The organism is Luteimonas fraxinea (assembly GCF_021233355.1).
GTDB classification, from domain to species: Bacteria; Pseudomonadota; Gammaproteobacteria; order Xanthomonadales; family Xanthomonadaceae; genus Luteimonas; species Luteimonas fraxinea.
On sequence record NZ_CP089507.1, the window covers coordinates 904,575 to 923,802 of the forward strand.

General features: G+C 68.5%; 17 protein-coding genes and 1 pseudogene. 11 read left to right on the forward strand and 7 right to left on the reverse strand.

The annotated features are described in order from the left end of the window. Window positions 1–55: 55 nt before the first annotated feature. Window positions 56–2,398 (reverse strand): DUF1631 family protein, encoded by a 2,343-nt coding sequence (locus tag LU699_RS04010; protein ID WP_232580490.1) that lies wholly within the window; start codon window positions 2,396–2,398, stop codon window positions 56–58. Window positions 2,399–2,467: 69 nt separating this feature from the next. Between LU699_RS04010 and LU699_RS04015 the strand changes: the two genes are divergently transcribed. From LU699_RS04015 to LU699_RS04025, 3 genes are read left to right on the forward strand one after another with little or no spacing between them, the layout of a single operon-like run. Beyond that, entirely contained in the window at window positions 2,468–3,064 is a 597-nt protein-coding gene (locus LU699_RS04015; RefSeq protein WP_232134422.1) for a nitroreductase family protein, read from the forward strand. After that, complete coding sequence (locus tag LU699_RS04020) at window positions 3,061–4,017, forward strand: 5'-3' exonuclease (protein WP_232134421.1); 957 nt, start codon at window positions 3,061–3,063, stop codon at window positions 4,015–4,017. Before LU699_RS04015 ends, LU699_RS04020 begins: the two co-directional genes overlap by 4 nt. 41 nt (window positions 4,018–4,058) lie before the next feature. Next, complete coding sequence (locus LU699_RS04025; protein WP_425491048.1) at window positions 4,059–4,619, forward strand: NUDIX hydrolase; 561 nt, start codon at window positions 4,059–4,061, stop codon at window positions 4,617–4,619. Between the two features lie 30 nt (window positions 4,620–4,649). Here the strand turns inward: LU699_RS04025 and LU699_RS04030 are convergent. The 3 genes and pseudogenes from LU699_RS04030 to prmC all read right to left on the reverse strand — a co-directional run. Further along, window positions 4,650–4,859: pseudogene (locus LU699_RS04030) on the reverse strand (alkylphosphonate utilization protein); the annotation flags it as partial. Between the two features lie 102 nt (window positions 4,860–4,961). Continuing rightward, window positions 4,962–5,903, reverse strand: a complete 942-nt coding sequence (pip, locus tag LU699_RS04035; RefSeq protein ID WP_232134420.1) for a prolyl aminopeptidase — start codon at window positions 5,901–5,903, stop codon at window positions 4,962–4,964. A gap of 35 nt (window positions 5,904–5,938) precedes the next feature. Beyond that, complete coding sequence (gene prmC, locus LU699_RS04040; RefSeq protein ID WP_232134419.1) at window positions 5,939–6,790, reverse strand: peptide chain release factor N(5)-glutamine methyltransferase; 852 nt, start codon at window positions 6,788–6,790, stop codon at window positions 5,939–5,941. Between the two features lie 60 nt (window positions 6,791–6,850). Between prmC and LU699_RS04045 the strand changes: the two genes are divergently transcribed. The 5 genes from LU699_RS04045 (at window position 6,851) to LU699_RS04065 (ending at window position 12,123) form a co-directional block, all read left to right on the forward strand. Then, a complete protein-coding gene (locus LU699_RS04045; protein WP_232134418.1) occupies window positions 6,851–7,702 on the forward strand; it encodes an alpha/beta hydrolase in 852 nt (283 codons plus the stop codon). Between the two features lie 346 nt (window positions 7,703–8,048). Beyond that, on the forward strand, window positions 8,049–8,612 hold the full coding sequence (ahpC, locus tag LU699_RS04050; protein ID WP_232134417.1) for an alkyl hydroperoxide reductase subunit C: 564 nt from the start codon (window positions 8,049–8,051) through the stop codon (window positions 8,610–8,612). Window positions 8,613–8,808: 196 nt separating this feature from the next. Further along, on the forward strand, window positions 8,809–10,392 hold the full coding sequence (gene ahpF, locus LU699_RS04055; protein ID WP_232134416.1) for an alkyl hydroperoxide reductase subunit F: 1,584 nt from the start codon (window positions 8,809–8,811) through the stop codon (window positions 10,390–10,392). A 73-nt stretch (window positions 10,393–10,465) separates the two neighbouring features. Then, on the forward strand, window positions 10,466–11,377 hold the full coding sequence (locus LU699_RS04060; protein WP_232134415.1) for a LysR substrate-binding domain-containing protein: 912 nt from the start codon (window positions 10,466–10,468) through the stop codon (window positions 11,375–11,377). Between the two features lie 104 nt (window positions 11,378–11,481). After that, window positions 11,482–12,123, forward strand: coding sequence for a hypothetical protein (locus LU699_RS04065; RefSeq protein WP_232134414.1), 642 nt, complete (start codon window positions 11,482–11,484; stop codon window positions 12,121–12,123). Window positions 12,124–12,147: 24 nt separating this feature from the next. Here the strand turns inward: LU699_RS04065 and msrA are convergent, their stop codons facing one another. From msrA to LU699_RS04080, 3 genes are all read right to left on the reverse strand, one after another. Further along, a complete protein-coding gene (gene msrA / locus LU699_RS04070) occupies window positions 12,148–12,798 on the reverse strand; it encodes a peptide-methionine (S)-S-oxide reductase MsrA (protein WP_232134413.1) in 651 nt (216 codons plus the stop codon). A gap of 72 nt (window positions 12,799–12,870) precedes the next feature. Continuing rightward, window positions 12,871–13,800 carry a DMT family transporter gene (locus LU699_RS04075; RefSeq protein ID WP_232134412.1) on the reverse strand — a complete coding sequence of 310 codons (930 nt, stop codon included), beginning with the start codon at window positions 13,798–13,800 and terminating at the stop codon, window positions 12,871–12,873. A 68-nt stretch (window positions 13,801–13,868) separates the two neighbouring features. Further along, window positions 13,869–16,004 (reverse strand): sensor domain-containing diguanylate cyclase, encoded by a 2,136-nt coding sequence (locus tag LU699_RS04080; protein WP_232134411.1) that lies wholly within the window; start codon window positions 16,002–16,004, stop codon window positions 13,869–13,871. Window positions 16,005–16,267: 263 nt separating this feature from the next. On the opposite strand from LU699_RS04080, the gene LU699_RS04085 reads away from it, so the two are divergent. The 3 genes from LU699_RS04085 (at window position 16,268) to LU699_RS04095 (ending at window position 19,206) form a co-directional block, all read left to right on the forward strand. Next, window positions 16,268–18,031, forward strand: a complete 1,764-nt coding sequence (locus LU699_RS04085) for a glutamine--tRNA ligase/YqeY domain fusion protein (RefSeq protein WP_232134410.1) — start codon at window positions 16,268–16,270, stop codon at window positions 18,029–18,031. Window positions 18,032–18,152: 121 nt separating this feature from the next. Continuing rightward, the gene (locus tag LU699_RS04090; RefSeq protein ID WP_232134409.1) at window positions 18,153–18,806 is read left to right on the forward strand and encodes a hypothetical protein; all 654 of its coding nucleotides are present in this window, start codon (window positions 18,153–18,155) and stop codon (window positions 18,804–18,806) included. 10 nt (window positions 18,807–18,816) lie between these two features. After that, window positions 18,817–19,206 carry a hypothetical protein gene (locus LU699_RS04095; RefSeq protein WP_232115337.1) on the forward strand — a complete coding sequence of 130 codons (390 nt, stop codon included), beginning with the start codon at window positions 18,817–18,819 and terminating at the stop codon, window positions 19,204–19,206. Window positions 19,207–19,228: the final 22 nt, after the last annotated feature.

Consider the following 19,228-nt stretch of genomic DNA (forward strand, 5'->3'; position numbering starts at 1 on the left):
TCGCCGGACAATAACGCAAGCGTCCGCCGCGCGTCTTAACGGTAGCGCACAACTATCACGCGGTCGCAGCGTCGCCGGCAGGATCGTTCGCGGCGTTGAGCTGTTGCCAAAGCTGCTTCATCGCTTCGTCGAACGGCGCATCCACCGCGCGTACGACGGCGCGGCCCGCACCGACCAGCGCCGCCAGTTCCTCCGGCGAGACCACCATGCGACGGATGCCGCGACGGTTCACGATCAGCAGCCGCTGGGTCAGGGGACTGATCCACGCGACACGCGCCGCGGATTCGCGACCGTTGTCGTCGACCAGTCGCAACCACTGGCCGACACGCAGCTGGCGCATGCGCACGGCGATCGTCGGATCGAAGGCCAACGCATCGTGGCCGCCCGCGAGACGCAACGCGGGATCGGGCCCTTCGTCCTCGACCTCGGGCGACTGCGGCGAATGCACGCTGCGCGGCGTGTCGGGCAGCGCCAGCGCGGCGATGATCCGCGCCACCGCATCGCGCGCAGCGTTCGCATCGAGGCCGCAGCTGGAATAGCACTCGGCCAACGGCACCTGCAGCGCGAGCAGTTCGTCGGCGACCGCAGTGCCGAGCGCGTGCGCGGCGTCGAAGTCGACCTGGGCCATCGCATCGCCGATACCGATCGCGGCGAGGTGCCGCGCCGAGTCCGGTCCGTCACGCAGCCAGGTCTGAGTGAGATGGTGACGCCAATGGCGATCGAGGAAGAACGCGACCGCGGCCGTGAGCCGGCGCTCGGACAGGCGCGAGGCGACCATGTCGTCGACGCTGCGGCGCGCCTGCTGCAACCGTTCGCGGCCGTGGATCGCTTCGGCCGCACGCCGTTCTGCGACGTCGGCGCGTCGGCGCTGCTGGTCGAGGCGCTCGCGCAATTCGCCGGCGGCGAGTTCGAACACCGCCTGGTCGCTTTCGTATTCGTCGACGACGCGGTCGACGACGCGGCCCGCCTGGTCGAGCAGATCGCGATCCTGCGGGGTATCACCGACGTTGCCGTCGCAGGCCTCGGTCACCGCGTCGAGCAGCCGGCGTGCGGGATGCGCGCGCTGGTTGAACATCGAGTCGTCGGTCAGCGCGACCTTGAGATAGGGCATCACCAGCCGACCGTAGATGTCGCGGGCCTGCTGCAGCAGATCGTTGGCGTCGAACAGCGCCTGGAACAGGATGCCGACCAGATCGATCGCGTCCTCGTCCTCGCGGCGGAGCGGCGTCTGCTCGGTGTCCACGCCCAGCTCGCGCAGGCCGCGCAGTAGTTCGTCGCGGATCACATCCCCGAGGCGGCGGCGGTCGTCGCCGACCAGTGCGCGTGCGAATGGCGCGGGATCGTCGCCCTGCAGCATCCGCGCGACGCTCAGCAGCTGCGACATGCCCAGCACCGGACCGCCCGCGCCATCGGCGCCAGCGTCCGGTGTCATGTCATGCGCACGACGTTCGCGCCACTGGTGCAGCTGTTCGCGCACCAGATCACGGTAACCACGTGGCGCAGCCGTACCGGCAGGTGCATGGCCATGCGCGGCCAGCACATCCATCAGACCGGCCGACAGCGGCCCGTACGCGGGCGCGTCGGTACCGCCGGTCGTCACGTGACTTTCGGGTTCCGCGTGCGCGACCACGCCGCCGTCGGGCACCCAGCTTTCGCCGGCAGCATCGTGGCGCGTGGAGCGCGCCGGCGCAGCGGCATGCACGACCGGCCGGGGCTGCGTCTGCGGCTGCTGCGAGACGGCGCCAGGGCCGATGCCCGCGGCATCGAGCGATGCGTTCGCACGGGCGTAAACCTCGGCAAGGATGCCGGGTAGACGCTTGTCGAACTGGTTGAACACCATCGTGCGCAGGCCGGCCGGCAGTTCGTCGGCTTTGAACAGGCGCATGAAAGCGATGACCGGCACTTCCGGACGCAGCGGATTCGCGTGTACGCCTTCGATGCCGAGTCGCGCGGCCAGCGCGTCCAGACGATCGCCGAGCGCGGCCAGCGGATGCAGGAACTGATGGTCCATCAGCTCGACGATCTGCTGCGCAGCCAGATGCACTTCGAGCTCGCCCTCGGACATCAGCGACAGCCCATCGGCCACCGGCGGCGCCGGGCGGTCGGCCAGCCACTGGTCGAATTCGGTTTCGATCGCCTTGCGGAAGCGCGTGGCCAGTTCCAGCGCGCGCTGGTTGAGCTCCAGCACGGCCATGCGCTCTTCCTGCGCGACCATGTAGTCGTGGCGGGCGAGCGCGGCGAGTCGCACCTGTTCCTCGATCGCACTCCAGAAGCCCGACAGCACCCCGCCCAAGGCGGTCACGGCGTCGTGGCGCAGCGTCTCGAGGACGCGCGCAGCGTCGCGGGCGGGACCCGCACGCGAGCCGGAACCGGCACCGATGTCGTGGTGATGCGTCATTTGGGAGAGAATCGGGGGAAGGGGCGTAATGCCCCGTGCATAAGATTCCCGAACCCCCACGGCAGGTCTGTGACCATCTCCGCAAATACTGAACACGAGGCGCTCGCCGCGCTCGACGCACGCCGATCCGTCCCCGCCAAGCAGCTCGAAGCGCCCGGTCCGGACGACGCCACCCTGTTGCGCATGCTGCGTTCGGCCTCGCGCGTGCCCGATCACGGCAAGCGCGTGCCCTTCCGCTTCCTGCGCATCGCAGGCGCCGATCGCGACGCACTCGGCGAACGGCTCGCGGCGCGCTCGATGGAACGCGATCCCGACATTGGCGACGGCGCCCTCGACAAGGACCGCCGGCGGTTCTCGCATGCGCCGCTGGTGATCGTCGTCGTCGCGGTACTCGATCCCGAGGACACCAAGATTCCCGAGGTGGAGCGCCTGCTGACCGCCGGCAGCGTCTGCTTCGCCCTGCTGCAGGCCGCGCAGGCGCTGGGCTTCGGTGGCTCGTGGCTCTCGGGCTGGCCCGCCTATGATCCCGAAGTCCTCGCCCTGCTCGGTCTCGATGCGAACGAGCGCGTCGCCGGCTTCATCCACATCGGGACGCCGCGCATCGAAGCGCCGGAGCGTGAGCGTCCGGACCCGGCTACCCTGCTGACCGACTGGCACGCGCCGTGACCCTGCCGCCGCAGACGCTGCAGGCGACGCCAACGCCGCCCTCCGCGCCGCTGTATCTGGTCGACGCCAGCCTCTACGTGTTCCGCGCCTGGCATTCGATGCCCGACGAGTTCCGCGACGCCGAGGGCTGGCCGACCAATGCGGTGCACGGCTTCGCGCGCTTTCTCGCCGAGCTGGTGGAGCGGACGAATCCGCGGTACATAGCGATCGCGTTCGACGAAGCGCTCGACAGCTGTTTCCGCAACCGCATCTACCCGGCGTACAAAGCGAACCGCCCGCCCGCGCCCGACGAACTGCGTCGCCAGTTCGCGCAGTGCAAGGCGCTGTGCCGTGCGCTCGGATTCGTGGTGCTGGCCGACACCGAATACGAGGCCGACGATCTGATCGGCAGCGCGCTGGTTGCCGGTCGCGCCCGTGCGCATCACGGCGTGATCGTGTCGGCAGACAAGGATCTGTCGCAGCTGCTCGAAGGCGCGGACGAACAATGGGACTACGCGCGCGGCGTGCGCTGGACCGCGGCTGGGGTGCGTGATCGCCACGGCGTCGAGGCGCATCAGATGGCCGACTACCTCGCGCTGTGCGGCGACACGGTCGACAACATCCCGGGCGTGCCCGGTATCGGCTGCAAGACCGCGGCGAGTCTGCTGCATCACTTCCGGACGCTGGACGCACTGCTGGAACGCAGCGACGAGATCCAGTTCCTGCGCTTCCGCGGCGCCGGACAGGTCGGGCCGAAGCTGCGGCAACACGCCGATGCCGCGCGTCTGTACCGCCAGCTGACGACGATCGCCTGCGATGCGCCGCTCGGCGAAGGCACGACCGGATTCGCGCGTCGCAGCGGCGATGCCGCAGCGCTGCACGCACTGTGCGAAGCGCTGCGCTTCGGACCGCTGACGCGGCGTCGGTTGCACAGCGTCGCCGGCCTGGATTACGCGCCGCCCGCGATGGCTTGAGCGCGCTGTCGGTCGTCACGGCCGCGCGTTAGCATCGGCGCATGACGAATCCATCGATGCGCGAACACACCGAAGTCCTCTATCAGGGCGACTGGCTGCGGCTGGTCCGCCACGGCAAATGGGAAGCCTGCGAACGCACGCACGGCGGCAACGGCGTGGCGGTGCTGGTGATCGCGGTGACGCCCGACGACGAAGTGCTGTTCGTCGAGCAGTACCGCGTGCCGCTGGGCGCCCGCACGATCGAAATGCCGGCTGGCCTGGTCGGCGATGGCGGTTCCACCGATTCGCTGGAAGACGCCGCGCGGCGTGAACTGATCGAGGAAACCGGCTGGTCCGCCGGCCGCGTCGACGTGCTGCTGACCGGACCGACCACCGCCGGCATGAGCAACGAGCGCGTCGCCTTCGTGCGTGCACGCGAGCTGACGCGGGTCGGCGACGGCGGCGGCGTGGATGACGAAGCGATCATCGTCCACACCGTGCCGCGCGCGACTGCGCCGGCGTGGCTGATGCGCAAACATGCGGAAGGCTTCGAGCTCGATCTCAAGCTCTGGGCCGGGCTGTGGATGGTCGACTTCAATCCGGATGGTTCGCCGGCGGATTGAGCGCGCGTCCGCACGAGCGCTGGCTGCGCATCAAGCTTTTTTGACGAACTCCGTCCGCAGCACCAGACCCTTCACCTTCTCGACGTTGCATTCGATCAGGTCGGGGTCGTCGGTCAGACGGATGTTCTTGGCCAGCGTGCCGCGCTTGAGCGTGACGCTGGTGCCTTTGACCTTGAGGTCCTTGATCACGGTGACCGCGTCACCGTCGGCGAGACGGGCGCCGTTGCTGTCCTTGACGACGAGTTCTTCTTCAGACATCGGAATTTCCTGTGCGCGACGGACCTGCCGTCGTGCATCGATAGTTTGAGATGACGTCGCCGCAGATCGCCTGCGGCGCGTGCGTCAGGCGAAGCGGTCGGTCGCGCGCACCAGCGCGTCGACGTTCTCGGCTTCGAACGCGGAATGGCCCGAGGTCGGCGTGACGACGAGTTCGGCCTTCGGCCACACCTGGTGCAGGTCGAACGCGCTCTGCACCGGGCACACCACGTCGTAGCGGCCGTGGACGATGACGCCGGGGATGTCGACCATGCGGTAGGCATCGCGCAGCAGCTGGTCGTCGACCTCGAAGAAACCGGCATTGGTGAAGTAGTGGTTCTCGATGCGCGCGAACGCGAGCGCGAACTGCGCATCGGCATGGCTGTCGGCGAAATCGGCGTCGATGTGCAGGAAGCTCGTCGCGCCTTCCCACACGCTCCATGCGCGCGCGGCTGCCAGGCGGGTGGCTTCGTCGTCGCTGGTGAGGCGCTTGTGGAACGCGGCGATCAGATCGCCGCGCTCGCTTTCCGGAATCGCGGCGATGTACTGCTGCCAGGCTTCCGGAAACAGGCGCGACGCGCCTTCCTGGTAGAACCATTCCAGTTCCCAGCGGCGCAGCATGAAGATGCCGCGCAGGATCAGTTCGGTGACCTGGCGCGGATGCGTCTGCGCGTAGGCCAGCGCCAGCGTCGAGCCCCAGGAGCCGCCGAACACCTGCCAGCGGTCGATGCCCAGATGGGTGCGCAGCTTCTCGATGTCGGCGACGAGATCCCAGGTGCTGTTGTCGACGAGATCGGCATGCGGCGTCGAACGCCCGGCGCCGCGTTGGTCGAACAGCACGATCCGGTACTTGGCCGGGTCATGGAAGCTGCGCATCTTCGGGCTGCAGCCGCCACCCGGACCGCCGTGCAGCAGTACCACCGGCTTGCCCTTCGGATTGCCGCACTGCTCGTAATAGAGCGTGTGGCGGTCGTCGACGGCGAGCGTGCCGGTGTCGAAGGGTTCGATGGCGGGATAGAGCTGGCGCATGCGCGTGGATCCGGGAAAAACCGGCCGCCAGTCTATCAGCCGGCCCTTTGGAGCCCGGGCGCACGGCCCAGCGTCACGCGATCCCGCGCCTCCAGATCGCGCTCGGTCGCGACCTCGACAAGGCCCGCATGTTCGAACAGCGCGCGTACCGCCGCGCCCTGTGCGAAACCGTGTTCGACCAACAACCAGCCGCCCGGCGCGAGGTGCGCAAGCGCACCCGCGGCGAGAACGCGGATCGCGTCCAGACCATCGGCACCGGACGACAGCGCCGAGGCCGGTTCGAAGCGCAGATCGCCCTGCGCCAGATGCGGGTCGGCATCTTCGATGTAGGGCGGATTGCTGGCGATCACGTCGAAGTGCGTGCCGGCCAGCGGCGCGTACCAGTCGCCGTGGGCGAAGCGCACGTTCGACACCGCCAGCGCCTGCGCATTCGCACGGGCGACTGCGAGTGCCTCCACGCTGGCATCGGTCGCCAGCACCGCTGCGTCGGGTCGTTCGCGTGCGATCGCCAGAGCGATCGCGCCGCTGCCGGTGCCGAGATCCACGAGTCGTGCGTTTTCGGCAGGCAGCTGCGCCAGCGCCAGTTCGACCAGCAGTTCGGTTTCCGGCCGCGGAATCAGCGTCGCCGGCGTCACCGCCAGATCCAGCCCGAAGAAACCGCGCACACCGGTGAGATAGGCGACCGGCTCGCCCGCGGCGCGGCGCGCGACCAGCAACTCGAAACGTGCGGCCACGCCGTCAGGCGCGGGATCGCGTGCGTGCGCGTACAGCCAGGTCTGCGAGCGCCCGGCGGCATGTGCGAGCAGCCAGCGCGCGTCGGTCGCGTCGATGCGGGCGGCGGCGTCGCGCAGCAATGCATCCAACGCGGGACTCGGATTCGTAATCATGACTTCACATCGTAGCCGGCCCCCGGCCGGGCATGGTGTCGCACCTCGAGGAGATCACCGATGCGCCGTTCAATCCACGCCTGTGTCGCCGCCACGCTTGCCCTGCTGGTCTCGGGCTGTCAGAGCGCGTTTTTCGGCTTCGTCAATCGCGACAGCACACAGCCGGATGCCACTGCGGTCTACGACACCACGCGCGGTCTAGCGCTCGACATCTACCGCCCGCAGAACGCCGCGCCCGATACGCCGGTGGTGCTGTTCTTCTACGGCGGCTCCTGGCAGTACGGCACGCGCGCGCAGTACCGCTTCGTCGGCAGCCGCCTGGCGCAGAACGGTGTGGTGGCGATCGTCGCGGATTACCGCACCTGGCCGGCCGCCGGCTTCCCGGCCTTCATGGGCGATGCCGCGCACGCGGTGCGCTGGACCGTCGACCACGCTGCCGAATACGGCGGCGACCCGAACCGTGTGTTCATTGCAGGCCATTCGGCCGGCGCGCAGATCGCCGCGCTGCTTGGCACGGACGCACGGCACCTGGCCGCGGTCGAACTCAAGCCGAAGGATCTGGCCGGCGTGATCGGCCTGTCGGGCCCCTACGACTTCGTCATCAGCGGCAAGCTCGAGGAGATCTTCGGCCCGCGCAGCCAGTGGCCCGAGGCCATGGCGGTGCGGTTCGTCGACGGCGACGAGCCGCCGTTCCTGCTGATCCATGGCGACGGCGACCGCACGGTCGATGTCGGCAACAGCCGCAAGCTGGACTTCGCGCTGCGCCGAAAAGGCGTGGACTCGACGCTGGAAATCGTCTCGGGCGGCAACCACTTCGTCACCGCCGCCGCGTTCTATGACCCGGAGCGCGCGCCCGAGGTACTGCCGGCGATCCGGACGTTCATCGGTCTGGATCCGACCGAAGCCGAATAGCAGACAAAATGAAGGCGGCCGAGGCCGCCTTCAAAAATTCCGTGGACGTGTGGGAGGGAGGTACGGACACGGAATCCGGTACGCAGCCCCGGAGGGCCGCTGGCGCCGCGTGAAACCGCTGCGCGACGCCTGTTGACCCGATATTGCTGCAGCGCAACAGCGATTGCAAGCCCCTGTGGAACCGTTTCCCGCCGTCAATTCCTGAACGGAAACCGATAGCCCAAGACTATCGATTGAATTCCTATAATCGATTTCCCATATCGATAGGCGCCGCCTACTCTATGCGCAGCCGGATTCGCCGGCCGCGATTTTCGAGTCGCCCGCCTTCCCCCGTCCAGGAGCTTTCATGTCCCTCATCAACACCGAAGTCCAGCCGTTCAAGACCACCGCATTCCAGAACGGCGAGTTCATCGAAGTCAGCAACGAGAGCCTCAAGGGCAAGTGGTCGGTCCTGATCTTCATGCCGGCTGCCTTCACCTTCAATTGCCCGACCGAAGTCGAAGACGCCGCCGACAACTACGCCGAGTTCCAGAAGCTGGGCGCCGAGGTCTACATCGTCACCACCGACACGCATTTCTCGCACAAGGTGTGGCACGAGACCTCGCCGGCCGTCGGCAAGGCGCAGTTCCCGCTGGTCGGCGATCCGACCCACCAGCTGACCCGCGCGTTCGGCGTGCACATCGAAGAAGCCGGCCTCGCCCTGCGCGGCACCTTCGTGATCAACCCGGACGGCGTGATCAAGACTCTCGAGATCCATGACAATGCGATCGCCCGTGATGTCAGCGAGACCCTGCGCAAGCTCAAGGCTGCCCAGTACGTCGCCGCCAACCCGAACGAGGTCTGCCCGGCCAAGTGGAAGGACGGCGAGAAGACCATCGCCCCGTCGCTCGACCTGGTCGGCAAGATCTGATCGTTCCGATCTGATCGAACGACCCGACGGCGCAGTCCATCGCGCCGTTTCCGCCCCCATCCCGCCCAGCGCGGATGGGGGTGGACCGCAGCCGGCACCCTCCCCCGCCGGCTGCGGTCCACCCCTCTCCCCCGGTTCCGATGCGCCGCTCAACGGCGTGTCGCGGACGCCCCCACCCGTCGTCAGGAGCGTTGCCATGTTGGAAGCCGATCTCAAGGCGCAGTTGAAGGCCTATCTGGAGCGCGCGGTGCGCCCGATCCACATCGTCGCCTCGGTCGACGACGGCGCGAAGTCGCGCGAGCTGCTGTCGCTGCTCGAAGACCTCAAGGATGCGAGCCCGAAGATCACCGTCGACGCCGCCGGCACCGACGCGCGCAAGCCGTCGTTCGCGCTGACCTCGCCGGGCACCGACATCGACGTGCGCTTCGCCGGCCTGCCAATGGGTCACGAGTTCACGTCGCTGGTGCTGGCGCTGCTGCAGGTCGGCGGTCATCCGTCGAAGGCGGCCAAGGACACGATCGAGCAGGTCGCGGCGCTCGATGGCGATTACCTGTTCGAAACCTATTACTCGCTGTCGTGCCAGAACTGCCCGGACGTGGTGCAGGCGTTGAACCTTGCCGCCGTGCTGAATCCGCGCATTCGCCACGTGGCGATCGACGGCGCGCTGTTCCAGTCGGAAGTCGAGGCGCGCGAGATCATGTCGGTGCCGACGGTGTTCCTCAACGGCCAGAAGTTCGACCAAGGCCGCATGACGCTGGAGCAGATCGTCGCCAAGCTCGACACCGGCGCGGCCAAGCGCGAAGCGTCGAAGATCGCAGCGAAGAAGCCCTTCGACGTGCTCGTCGTCGGCGGCGGTCCGGCCGGCGCGGCGGCGGCGATCTACGCCGCGCGCAAGGGCATCCGCACCGGCGTGGCCTCCGAGCGTTTCGGCGGCCAGGTGCTGGACACGATGGCGATCGAGAACTTCATCTCCGTCAAGGAAACCGAAGGCCCGAAGATGGCGGCCGCGCTCGAGCAGCACGTGCGCGAGTACGACGTCGACGTCATGGATCTGCAGCGCGCTACACAGTTGGTGCCGGCGGGCGATGACGGCCTGGTCGAGATCAAGCTCGAGAACGGCGCGGCGCTGAAGTCGCGCACCGTGGTGCTGTCGACCGGTGCGCGCTGGCGGCAGATGGGCGTGCCCGGCGAAGACCAGTACCGCAACAAGGGCGTGGCCTATTGCCCGCATTGCGACGGCCCGCTGTTCAAGGGCAAGCGCGTGGCGGTGATCGGCGGCGGCAATTCCGGTGTCGAAGCCGCGATCGATCTGGCCGGCATCGTCGCCCACGTCACCCTGATCGAGTACGACGCGCAGCTGCGCGCCGACGAAGTGCTGCAGCGCAAGGTGCGCAGCCTGCCGAACGTGCGCATCGTGACCAGCGCGCAGACGACCGAAGTGCTCGGCGACGGCGCGAAGGTCAATGCGCTGGTCTACCGCGACCGCATCGGCGGCGACAGCCACCGTGTCGAACTGGAGGGTGTGTTCGTGCAGATCGGCCTGCTGCCCAATACCGAGTGGCTCAACGGTGTGGTCGCGCTGTCGCCGCGTGGCGAGATCATCGTCGACGACCGCGGCCAGACCTCGGTGCCCGGCGTGTTCGCTGCCGGCGATGCGACGACGGTGCCGTACAAGCAGATCGTCATCGCGATGGGCCAGGGCGCCACGGCTGCGCTCGGCGCGTTCGATCATCTGATCCGCGTGCCGGTCGTCGAGACGGCCGAGGCCGAAGCGGCGTGATCCCGCGCAAGGCCCGCGCCCTGCACATCCCGGCATCGCCTGCGCGATCCGGGACGTGCGTGGAGCGCGCGCCGTGAACCTGCGCGACCTGCGCTATCTGGTCGCGCTCGCCGACGAGCGGCATTTCGGCCGCGCCGCGGCCGCGTGTTTCGTCAGCCAGCCGACGCTGTCGACGCAGATCCGCAAGCTCGAAGAAGAACTCGGCGTCGCGCTCGTCGAACGCGCACCGCGCAAGGTAATGCTGACGCCGATCGGCGTGCAGGTCGCCGACCGCGCACGTCGCATCGTCGGCGACGTCGAACAGATGAAGGCGCTGGCCCGGCGCAGCATGGATCCCGAAGCCGGTTCGATCCGCCTCGGCCTGTTTCCGACGCTGGGCCCGTATCTGCTGCCGCACGCGGTACCGCCGCTGCGCGCGCGGTTTCCGCAGCTGGAACTGCTGCTGGTCGAAGAGAAGAGCGACGTGCTGCTGACGCGCCTGCGCGACGGTCGCCTGGATGCTGCAATCCTCGCCTTGCCGGTCGACGAGGACGCGCTGCATGCCGAGTTCCTGTTCGAGGAACCGTTCCTGCTCGCGGTGTCCGACCAGCATCCACTCGCCGCACGCGAACGCCTGAGCATGCAGGAGCTGTCGTCGCAGAAGCTGCTGCTGCTTGAGGACGGACACTGCATGCGCGAACAGGCACTGGACGTCTGTCGTCTGTCGGGCGCCGGCGAACACGCCGAGTTCCGCGCTACCAGTCTGGAAACGCTGCGGCAGATGGTCGCCGCGAATGTCGGCGTGACGTTGCTGCCGGTACTGGCGACCAAACCGCCGGTCGCGCCGTCGCCGCATCTGCGCCTGCTCGATTTCAGCGACACCCGCCCGACCCGGCGCATCGCCCTGGTCTGGCGCCGCAGCTCGGCCATGCACGCGTTTCTGCTGGAACTGGCGGGCGTGCTGCGCGATCTGCCGCCCGCGTTGTTCGAGCACGCAACCGTCTAAGACGGCAGGCGCCTTGCCGCGGCGCATCGACCCGATCAACATCCGTCCAGGGCCGTGGAGTGCGGCTGGGGATATCGCATGAAGACTTGGACAGTGCGGGCCGAATGAGCCTGCGCACGATGCTCGCGCTGGCCGTGCTTGTCGCGGTGGGCTGGTGGTTCTCACCGATGTCACCGCGCGTGCCCGCGCCGCCTGCGCACGCCGACGGGATCTCGAACGCGTGCCCGTTTCCGCCGCGTGTGCAGACCGGCGCAGTGCCGCTGCAGAGCCCGGTACCGCACGACCTGAAACCGTTTGCGCTGAAGGCCGGCACGCTGACGCCACGCGCGGGCATCAGCATCGAAGCGCGGCTGCTGCTGCGACGCGACTACCGGGTCGGCCGGGAAGCATCGCTGTCGCCGACCGATCTCGCGCTCGGCTGGGGCCGGATGCGAGAGGACTCAGTGCTCGATCGGCTCGAACTCGGCCAGGGCGGCCGCTTCTATCATTACCGCTGGCAGGGCGAGCCGCCGTTGCCGCCGGACGAGATCATGCGCAGCAGCGCGAACATGCACATGATTCCGGCCAATGCCGGCGTCGCCCGCGCCCTGTCGAAACTGCGTGCGGGCGACGACGTGCGCATCGACGGATGGCTGGTCGACGTCGATGCCCCGGACGGCTCCCAATGGCGCACATCACTGACGCGCGAGGACAGCGGTGGCGGCGCCTGCGAACTGATCTACGTGTGCGCGATCGGCCCAGGCTGATCGCACAACGCTGTCGATCGCGAACTAAAGCGGCACGCCGACCTGGCAGGCCACGCCGGTACCGCCGATGCCGCAATACCCGCCGGGATTCTTGTGCAGGTACTGCTGGTGCTCGTTCTCGGCGTAATAGAACGGCGGCGCTTCGTCGAGGATCTCGGTGGTGATGTCCGGGTAGCCCGCCGCCTGCAGCTTCGCCGCGTAGGCGTCGCGGCTGCGGTGCGCCAGCGCGGCCTGTGCGGGCGCCGTGCAGTAGATCGCCGAGCGGTACTGGGTGCCGGTGTCGTTGCCCTGACGCATGCCCTGGGTCGGGTCGTGGCTTTCCCAGAACGTCTGCAGCAGCGTTTCGAACGCGACCTGCGCCGGGTCGTAGACGACGAGCACCACTTCGGTGTGCCCGGTCTGCCCGGAACACACTTCGCGATACGTCGCGTTCGGCGTCACGCCGCCGGCATAGCCGACCGCAGTCGTGACCACGCCCGGCAGCGACCAGAACTTGCGTTCCGCGCCCCAGAAGCAGCCCATGCCGAACTGCACCTGCTCCAGACCTTCGAACGCATCCTGCAGCGGGCGGCCGTGCACCGCGTGCGCGTTGTGCAGCGTCACCGGCGTATCGCGACCGGGCAGCGCGTCCTGGGGCCGCGGCAGACGCTGTTTCCAGGCTCCGATTCCGAGCATCGCGATATCTCCGGTTCGCGGCAGATTGCCGTCCGTTCTGGATGCGGGCGCGCATGCCCGCTTCCAAGGGCTTCAGACTTGCTGCTGCGGCATCCGCGTGCGCCTCTTCAGGCTCGCGAGGAAGATGCCGGTCAGGGTGAAAGCCAGACCCAGCCACTCGCGCGGCAGGGTTTCGCGCTGCAGCACGAGGATGTCGAGCAGGAACGCGCAGACCGGCTGCACGAGCAGCAGCAGGCCGACCAGTGCGACCGAGAGGTGCTGCATGGCGCGCGAGATCAGGATCCAGCTCAGGCAGTGGCCGAGCGCGGCGAGCAGCAGCAACCAGCCCAGCGCCTGCCAGGTCGGAATCGCGAACGACACGCCTTCGGCGACGCCCGCCAGCCCCAGCAGCCCCGCGCACAGCAGCGACACCATCGCCAGCACTTGCGCCACCGGCGCAGAAGTAGCTGCGCTCGACGCGCCGACATTGCCGGCGCGCTGCACATGACGCAGCCCGATGTTGTAGACCGCATAACACAGCCCGGTCGCGAGCCCGAGCCACACGCCCCAGCGGTAATCGGCCGGCAGCGTCGCCCAGTCCGCGCCGAGCATCAGCCACAGGCCGAAGAACGCCAACGCAATGCCGGCCACGAACCGCAGGCCGACGCGTTCGCCGAACAGCAGCACGCCGGCCAGCGCCATGAAGAACACCTGCGCATTGGCAAGCAGCGTCGCCAGGCCCGGGCCGATCAGCAGGATGCTCCGGTGCCATAGCCACAGGTCGGCAGCAAATGCGGTGGCCGGCAGCAGCGCCAGCCACCACATGCGTTGCGGCAGCGGACGCCAGTCGCGGCGCAGATGCACGAACAGCGCCAGCAGCACGCCGGCGAACAGCATCCGGTAGAAGGCCGACACCGTCGGCGGCGTGCCGGCCAGCCGCACCATCAGGCCGTTGGTGCCGATCAGCGCGGCGCCGGTCAGCATCCACGCGAGGGCGGCGCGACCGGCCGGGGTGTCGTGCATCGGAGGAACTCGCGTGGGGGACGCGCAGCGTAGCAGCGCCGCGCGGCGGTTTTCAGCTGCGGCAGACCTCAGCTGAAGACGGCGGGTGCGACCTGCACGCAGTTGCGGCCCTGGCGCTTGGCCGCATACAGCGCCTTGTCGGCGCGCGCGATCGCCGCGGCCGGCTCGTCTTCGCCGCGCTGCCGCGTGGCGATGCCGATGCTCACCGTCAACCGCACGCGCTGGCCCTCGTGTCGCACTTCGCAGTTCTCGACCGCGGTGCGCATGCGCTCGCCGACCGCGCGTGCCTCGGCGCCATCGCGGCCCGGCAGCACCGCGATGAATTCCTCGCCGCCGTAGCGGCCGAACATGTCGGCCTCCGACAGCACGCTGCGCAGCGCGGTCGACACTTCGCGCAGGCATTCGTCGCCGCAGGCGTGACCGAACCGGTCGTTGACCGACTTGAAGTGGTCGAGATCGATGAACAAGACGGAGACCGGCCGGCCGCTGCGTTCGGCTTCGGCGAAGGTACGTTCGATCCAGACGTCGATCGTGCGGCGGTTCATCGTGCCGGTCAGCGCGTCGATCTCCGCCGAGCGGCGCAGCTTGACCGCGGCCGCGGCCTGATCGACATGCAACTGCACGACGCGCGCGAGTTCGCCGATCACCGACATCTCGTCGGTCGTGAAGCCTTCGCCGCCGGCGCGGCGCAGCAGCAGCACGCCCCAGCCCGGCGCGCGCACCTGGAACGGAATCAGCGCTTCCATCGCCACCACCGGCCCACCCGCGGACGGCCGCACCGGCTGCTGCAGGGCCAGGCCCGCGGTCGCCTGCCGGCGCAGGATCAGCCCGCGGCGGTTGATCTCGTGTTCGACCGACGGCAATGCGTCGGACGGCTCGACCAGTAGATGGTCGCGGCCCTGATAGCCGCGCAGTACCGCGATGCAGGACTCGGTGGGGACCAGCGGCAGCAGATGGTCCATCAGCAGGCGGAAGCCCTGCCACGGAATCTCGCCCGGATCGAGCCCGTTGAGCTGGGTCTGCAAGGCCGTCGACAGATCCGCGCGCGCGGCCTCGCGGCGCATCTTGCGCTCGGTGTCCTGGCGGGCAAGCCTGTCCTGGTCACGCTGGTCGCGGTAATCGCCGATGCGATGGGTCAGCGCGAGCGCGAGCAGCAGTGCGAACGCGACCGCGGCGCCCTGGTAGCCGTAATGCAGCAGCGGGCCTTCCGGCGCCAGGCCATGCCGCGCCAGCGCCACCCACACGCCGGCCAGCACCGTCAGCGCGGTCGCCACGGTCAACGCCCAGGCCATGGACACGCCGCGCCGCGCGGCGTCGGCCAGCATGCCGATGACGGCGATCCCTGCCAGCGTCCAGCCGACCGCACTCACGGCCTGGGAGACCCGCGCCAGCCACGGCAGATTGAGCAGGAACACGGCCGCCAGCGCGATCAGTCCGATGCCGATGCCGCGCACCAGCCGCGCATGGCGATAGCTTCGCCCGCGCATCGTGTAAGCCTCGATCAGCCACAGCGCGGCGGCCGCGTGCACCAGCGTCAGCGCTGAAAGACCCTGCAGCTGCCACAGGCCGAAGAACCGCACGCCCGGCAGCCCGTACAGGTGTCCGTTCATCGCCTGCAGCAGCAGCACCAGCGCGACGGTGAAACCGAAGAAGCCGATGAACAACCGGTCACGCGACGCGTAGGCCAGCGCCAGTGCCAACGCGGCGAGGGTCAGCAGGCCGCCGTAGACGGCGCCCGCCAGCGCGACGCCGGAGCGTTCGACCCGGCGGATGTCGGTCGCCTGCGCGAGCACCGGCCGCAGGCTGCCATGCAGTCCGCCGTCGACCTCGGCCTCGATCGCCATGGGTCCGTGCGCATTGCGCGGCAGCAGGAACGCGTAACCGGCCGGCAGGATGCCCTCGTCGGCGCCCACGCTGAAGAAGTCCAGCGCCTCGCTGCGCCAGCCATCGGCGGCGACCAGCTGCAGCCGGTTGACCGGCTCGCGCGGGAACCACAGCGCCCAGCGCGTCGTTGCCTCGACCGGCAATTCGAAGCGCAGCTGGACCACGCCATCCGAAGACGGCGCGACCTCAACCGGTCGGGTTTCGCCGGGCCGCAACTGGGTGGCGGACACCAGCGCCGCGAACAGGCCCATCAGTAAGAGAAGACATGCAGCCAGCACCCAGCCGTGGCCGGGCATCGCGCGCGACGCGGTTACCTCCATCGGTACGCCCGCCCGTCGACCGAATGCGATCGCCTTCCGCTGTGTCCGATGCCCCGATGCGCTGGATCGCGCATGCGCCGCCCCCTTGGTCTCACCCTGTCCATCGCAACTCGCGTGCCACGGTTTCCGTACCGTCGTCACGGAATTATGGCAGGAGCCCATCACAGAAATCGCGACCACCCCGTCACACATGACGCGGGCGCGTCGCATGTGGACCGTCCGCTACACTGCACGGCTCTCCCGCAGCCGCCGTCCGAGCCTCCATGTCTTCCGCCGAATCCGCCGTTCCCTCGACCGATCCCGCCACCCCGGCACGCCAGGACTTCATCCGGCAGATCGTCCGCGAGGATCTGGCCAGCGGAAAGCACGCCGCGGTACGCACGCGCTTCCCGCCCGAGCCCAACGGCTACCTGCACATCGGCCACGCCAAGGCGATCTGCCTGGACTTCGGCATCGCCGCCGAATTCGACGGCCGCTGCAATCTGCGCTTCGACGACACCAATCCGGAGAAGGAAGACCTCGAGTTCGTCCGCGCGATCGAGGACGACGTGCGCTGGCTGGGCTTCGAGTGGGCCGAGCTGCGCCACGCCTCGGATTACTTCGATGTCTATTACCGCGCCGCGCAGAAGCTGATCGAACAGGGCGACGCCTTCGTCTGCGATCTCACCCCAGAGCAGATCCGCGAGTACCGCGGCACCCTGATCGAGCCGGGCCGCAACTCGCCGTTCCGCGACCGCGGCGTCGACGAGAACCTCGACCTGTTCCAGCGCATGCGTGCGGGCGAGTTTGCGGACGGCACGCGCACGCTGCGCGCGAAGATCGACATGAGCAGCGGCAACATGAATCTGCGCGACCCGGCGCTGTATCGGATCAAGCAGGTCACCCACCAGAACACCGGTGACGCCTGGCCGATCTACCCGATGTACGACTTCGCCCACGCGCTGGGCGATTCGATCGAAGGCATCACCCATTCGCTGTGCACGCTGGAATTCGAAGACCACCGCCCGCTGTACGACTGGGTGGTGGACCGCGTCGACCTGGCCGGCAATCCGGACCTGTTGGCGTCGCTGACCGAACGCGGGCTGCCGGTCGTCGCCGCGAAGCCGCGCCAGATCGAGTTCTCGCGCCTCAACATCAACTACACGGTGATGAGCAAGCGCAAGCTCACCCAGTTGGTCGGCGAAGGCCTGGTCGACGGCTGGGACGATCCGCGCATGTATACGCTGCAGGGCCTGCGCCGCCGCGGCTACACGCCGGCGAGCCTGCGTCTGCTGGTCGATCGTGTCGGTATCAGCAAGCAGAATTCGGTCATCGATTTCTCGGTGCTCGAAGGCGCGCTGCGCGACGATCTCGACGCCCGCGCGCCGCGCCGCATGGCGGTGGTCAATCCGCTGAAGCTGGTGCTGACCAACCTGCCAGACGGCCATGCCGAAACACTGAGCTTCCCGAACCACCCGAAGGACGAAGCGCAGGGCGTGCGCGAGGTGCCGTTCTCGCGCCAGCTGTGGATCGAGCACGACGATTTCGCCGAAGTACCGCCCAAGGGCTGGAAGCGGCTGATTCCGGGCGGCGAAGTGCGCCTGCGCGGCGCCGGCATCGTGCGCTGCGACGAGGTGATCAAGGACGAGAGCGGTGCGATCGTCGAGTTGCGCGGCACGCTCGATCCCGAATCGCGTCCCGGCATGGAAGGCGCGAACCGCAAGATCAAGGGGACGATCCACTGGGTCAGCGCAGCGCATGCGGTCGAGACCGAAGTCCGCCTCTACGACCGGCTGTTCGTGGTCGAAAAGCCGGACGACGAGTCGACCGGCAAGACCTACCGCGACCATCTGAATCCCGAGTCAAAGCGCAGCGTGACCGGCTACGTCGAACCGGCTGCCGCGACGGCCGCGCCCGAGCAGTCATTCCAGTTCGAGCGTCTCGGTTACTTCGTCGCCGATCGCGTCGACCACACGGCTGCGAAGCCGGTGTTCAACCGCAGCGTGACCCTGCGCGATACCTGGGCAGCGGACAAGGCGGGCGGCTGACGCTCAGGTGATACGCCCGCGCCGACGCGCGGGCTGATTCACCGACGCATCGCGGATCGCTGCCCCCGATCCGCACGCGTCCTCGACGCAGACCCGCACCGACGGACAGGACGCCCCGCCGATGACGCTGATCTCGATGCTGCTGTACCTGCTCAACCAGCATCCGTTCTGGATGATCCCGGTGTATCTGGCGTTCGGGATCGGCATGTCGATCTGGCGCCGCAACGCCGGCTGGGGCATCGCCACCTTCGTCGCGTGGATGCTGGCGCTGTTCTGCATGCAGTTCGTCAATGCCGCGTTTCTCAATGCGGTGGGCACACGCGGCACCGCGGTGCTGATCGACGCGCGCCAGACCAGCTCCAAGCTCAACGAGCAGTACGTCTGGAAATACGAGGGCGTGCTGCGCACCGAAGACGGGCGCGATGTGATCTTCGGATTCTCCACCACGACGGCGACGCTGTATCCGCTGCGCAACGCGATCGAGATTCCGCCACTGGGTCAGCGCTTCGAGGTCAAGTACGTGCCCGGCTTCGCGCGCAATGTGGTGATCCTGACCGCCGCGTCCGAACACGGCCGCGACCTGCAACGCCGCGAGGACGTGCAGGCCGTCATGCGCGCACAACGCCAGTACGACGCCAGCCCCACCAATCCAGCGTTCATCGCCGAATACCGGCTGGCGCTGCGGACCTACTTGTCGCAGCACCCCGAGGCCGATGCGCCCGACCATGTCCGGTTCCAGCGGGCGCTCGAGGCGCTGGACGCGCTGGAGCGGTAACATCCCCGGCATGATCCGCCTGCGCGCCCTGTCGTTCCGCCTGTTGCCTGCCCTGCTGTTGCTGGCACTGGTGGCGTGCGCTGCGCCTGCGCCGCCGGTCGCCGAGGCCGCGCCGCCGCCGAATGCGCCGGTCATCGATCGACCCGTCGCACCGTCGGGCGTGCCGGATCTCGACACCAGCTGCCGCGTCGACAGCGATTGCGCGGTCAAGAACGTCGGTAGCTGCTGCGGCTACCAGCCGGCCTGCGTCAATGCGAACGCGCAGGTCGATCCGCAGGCGGTGCAGGCCGACTGCGCACGTCGCGGCATCGCCGGGGTCTGCGGCTTCGTCGAGATCCAGTCCTGCGCCTGCGTCAACTCGCGCTGCGAGGCGCCCGCGCCGGGCAGCCTGCTGCGCTGATCCCCCGCTTCTTTTCCGGAAT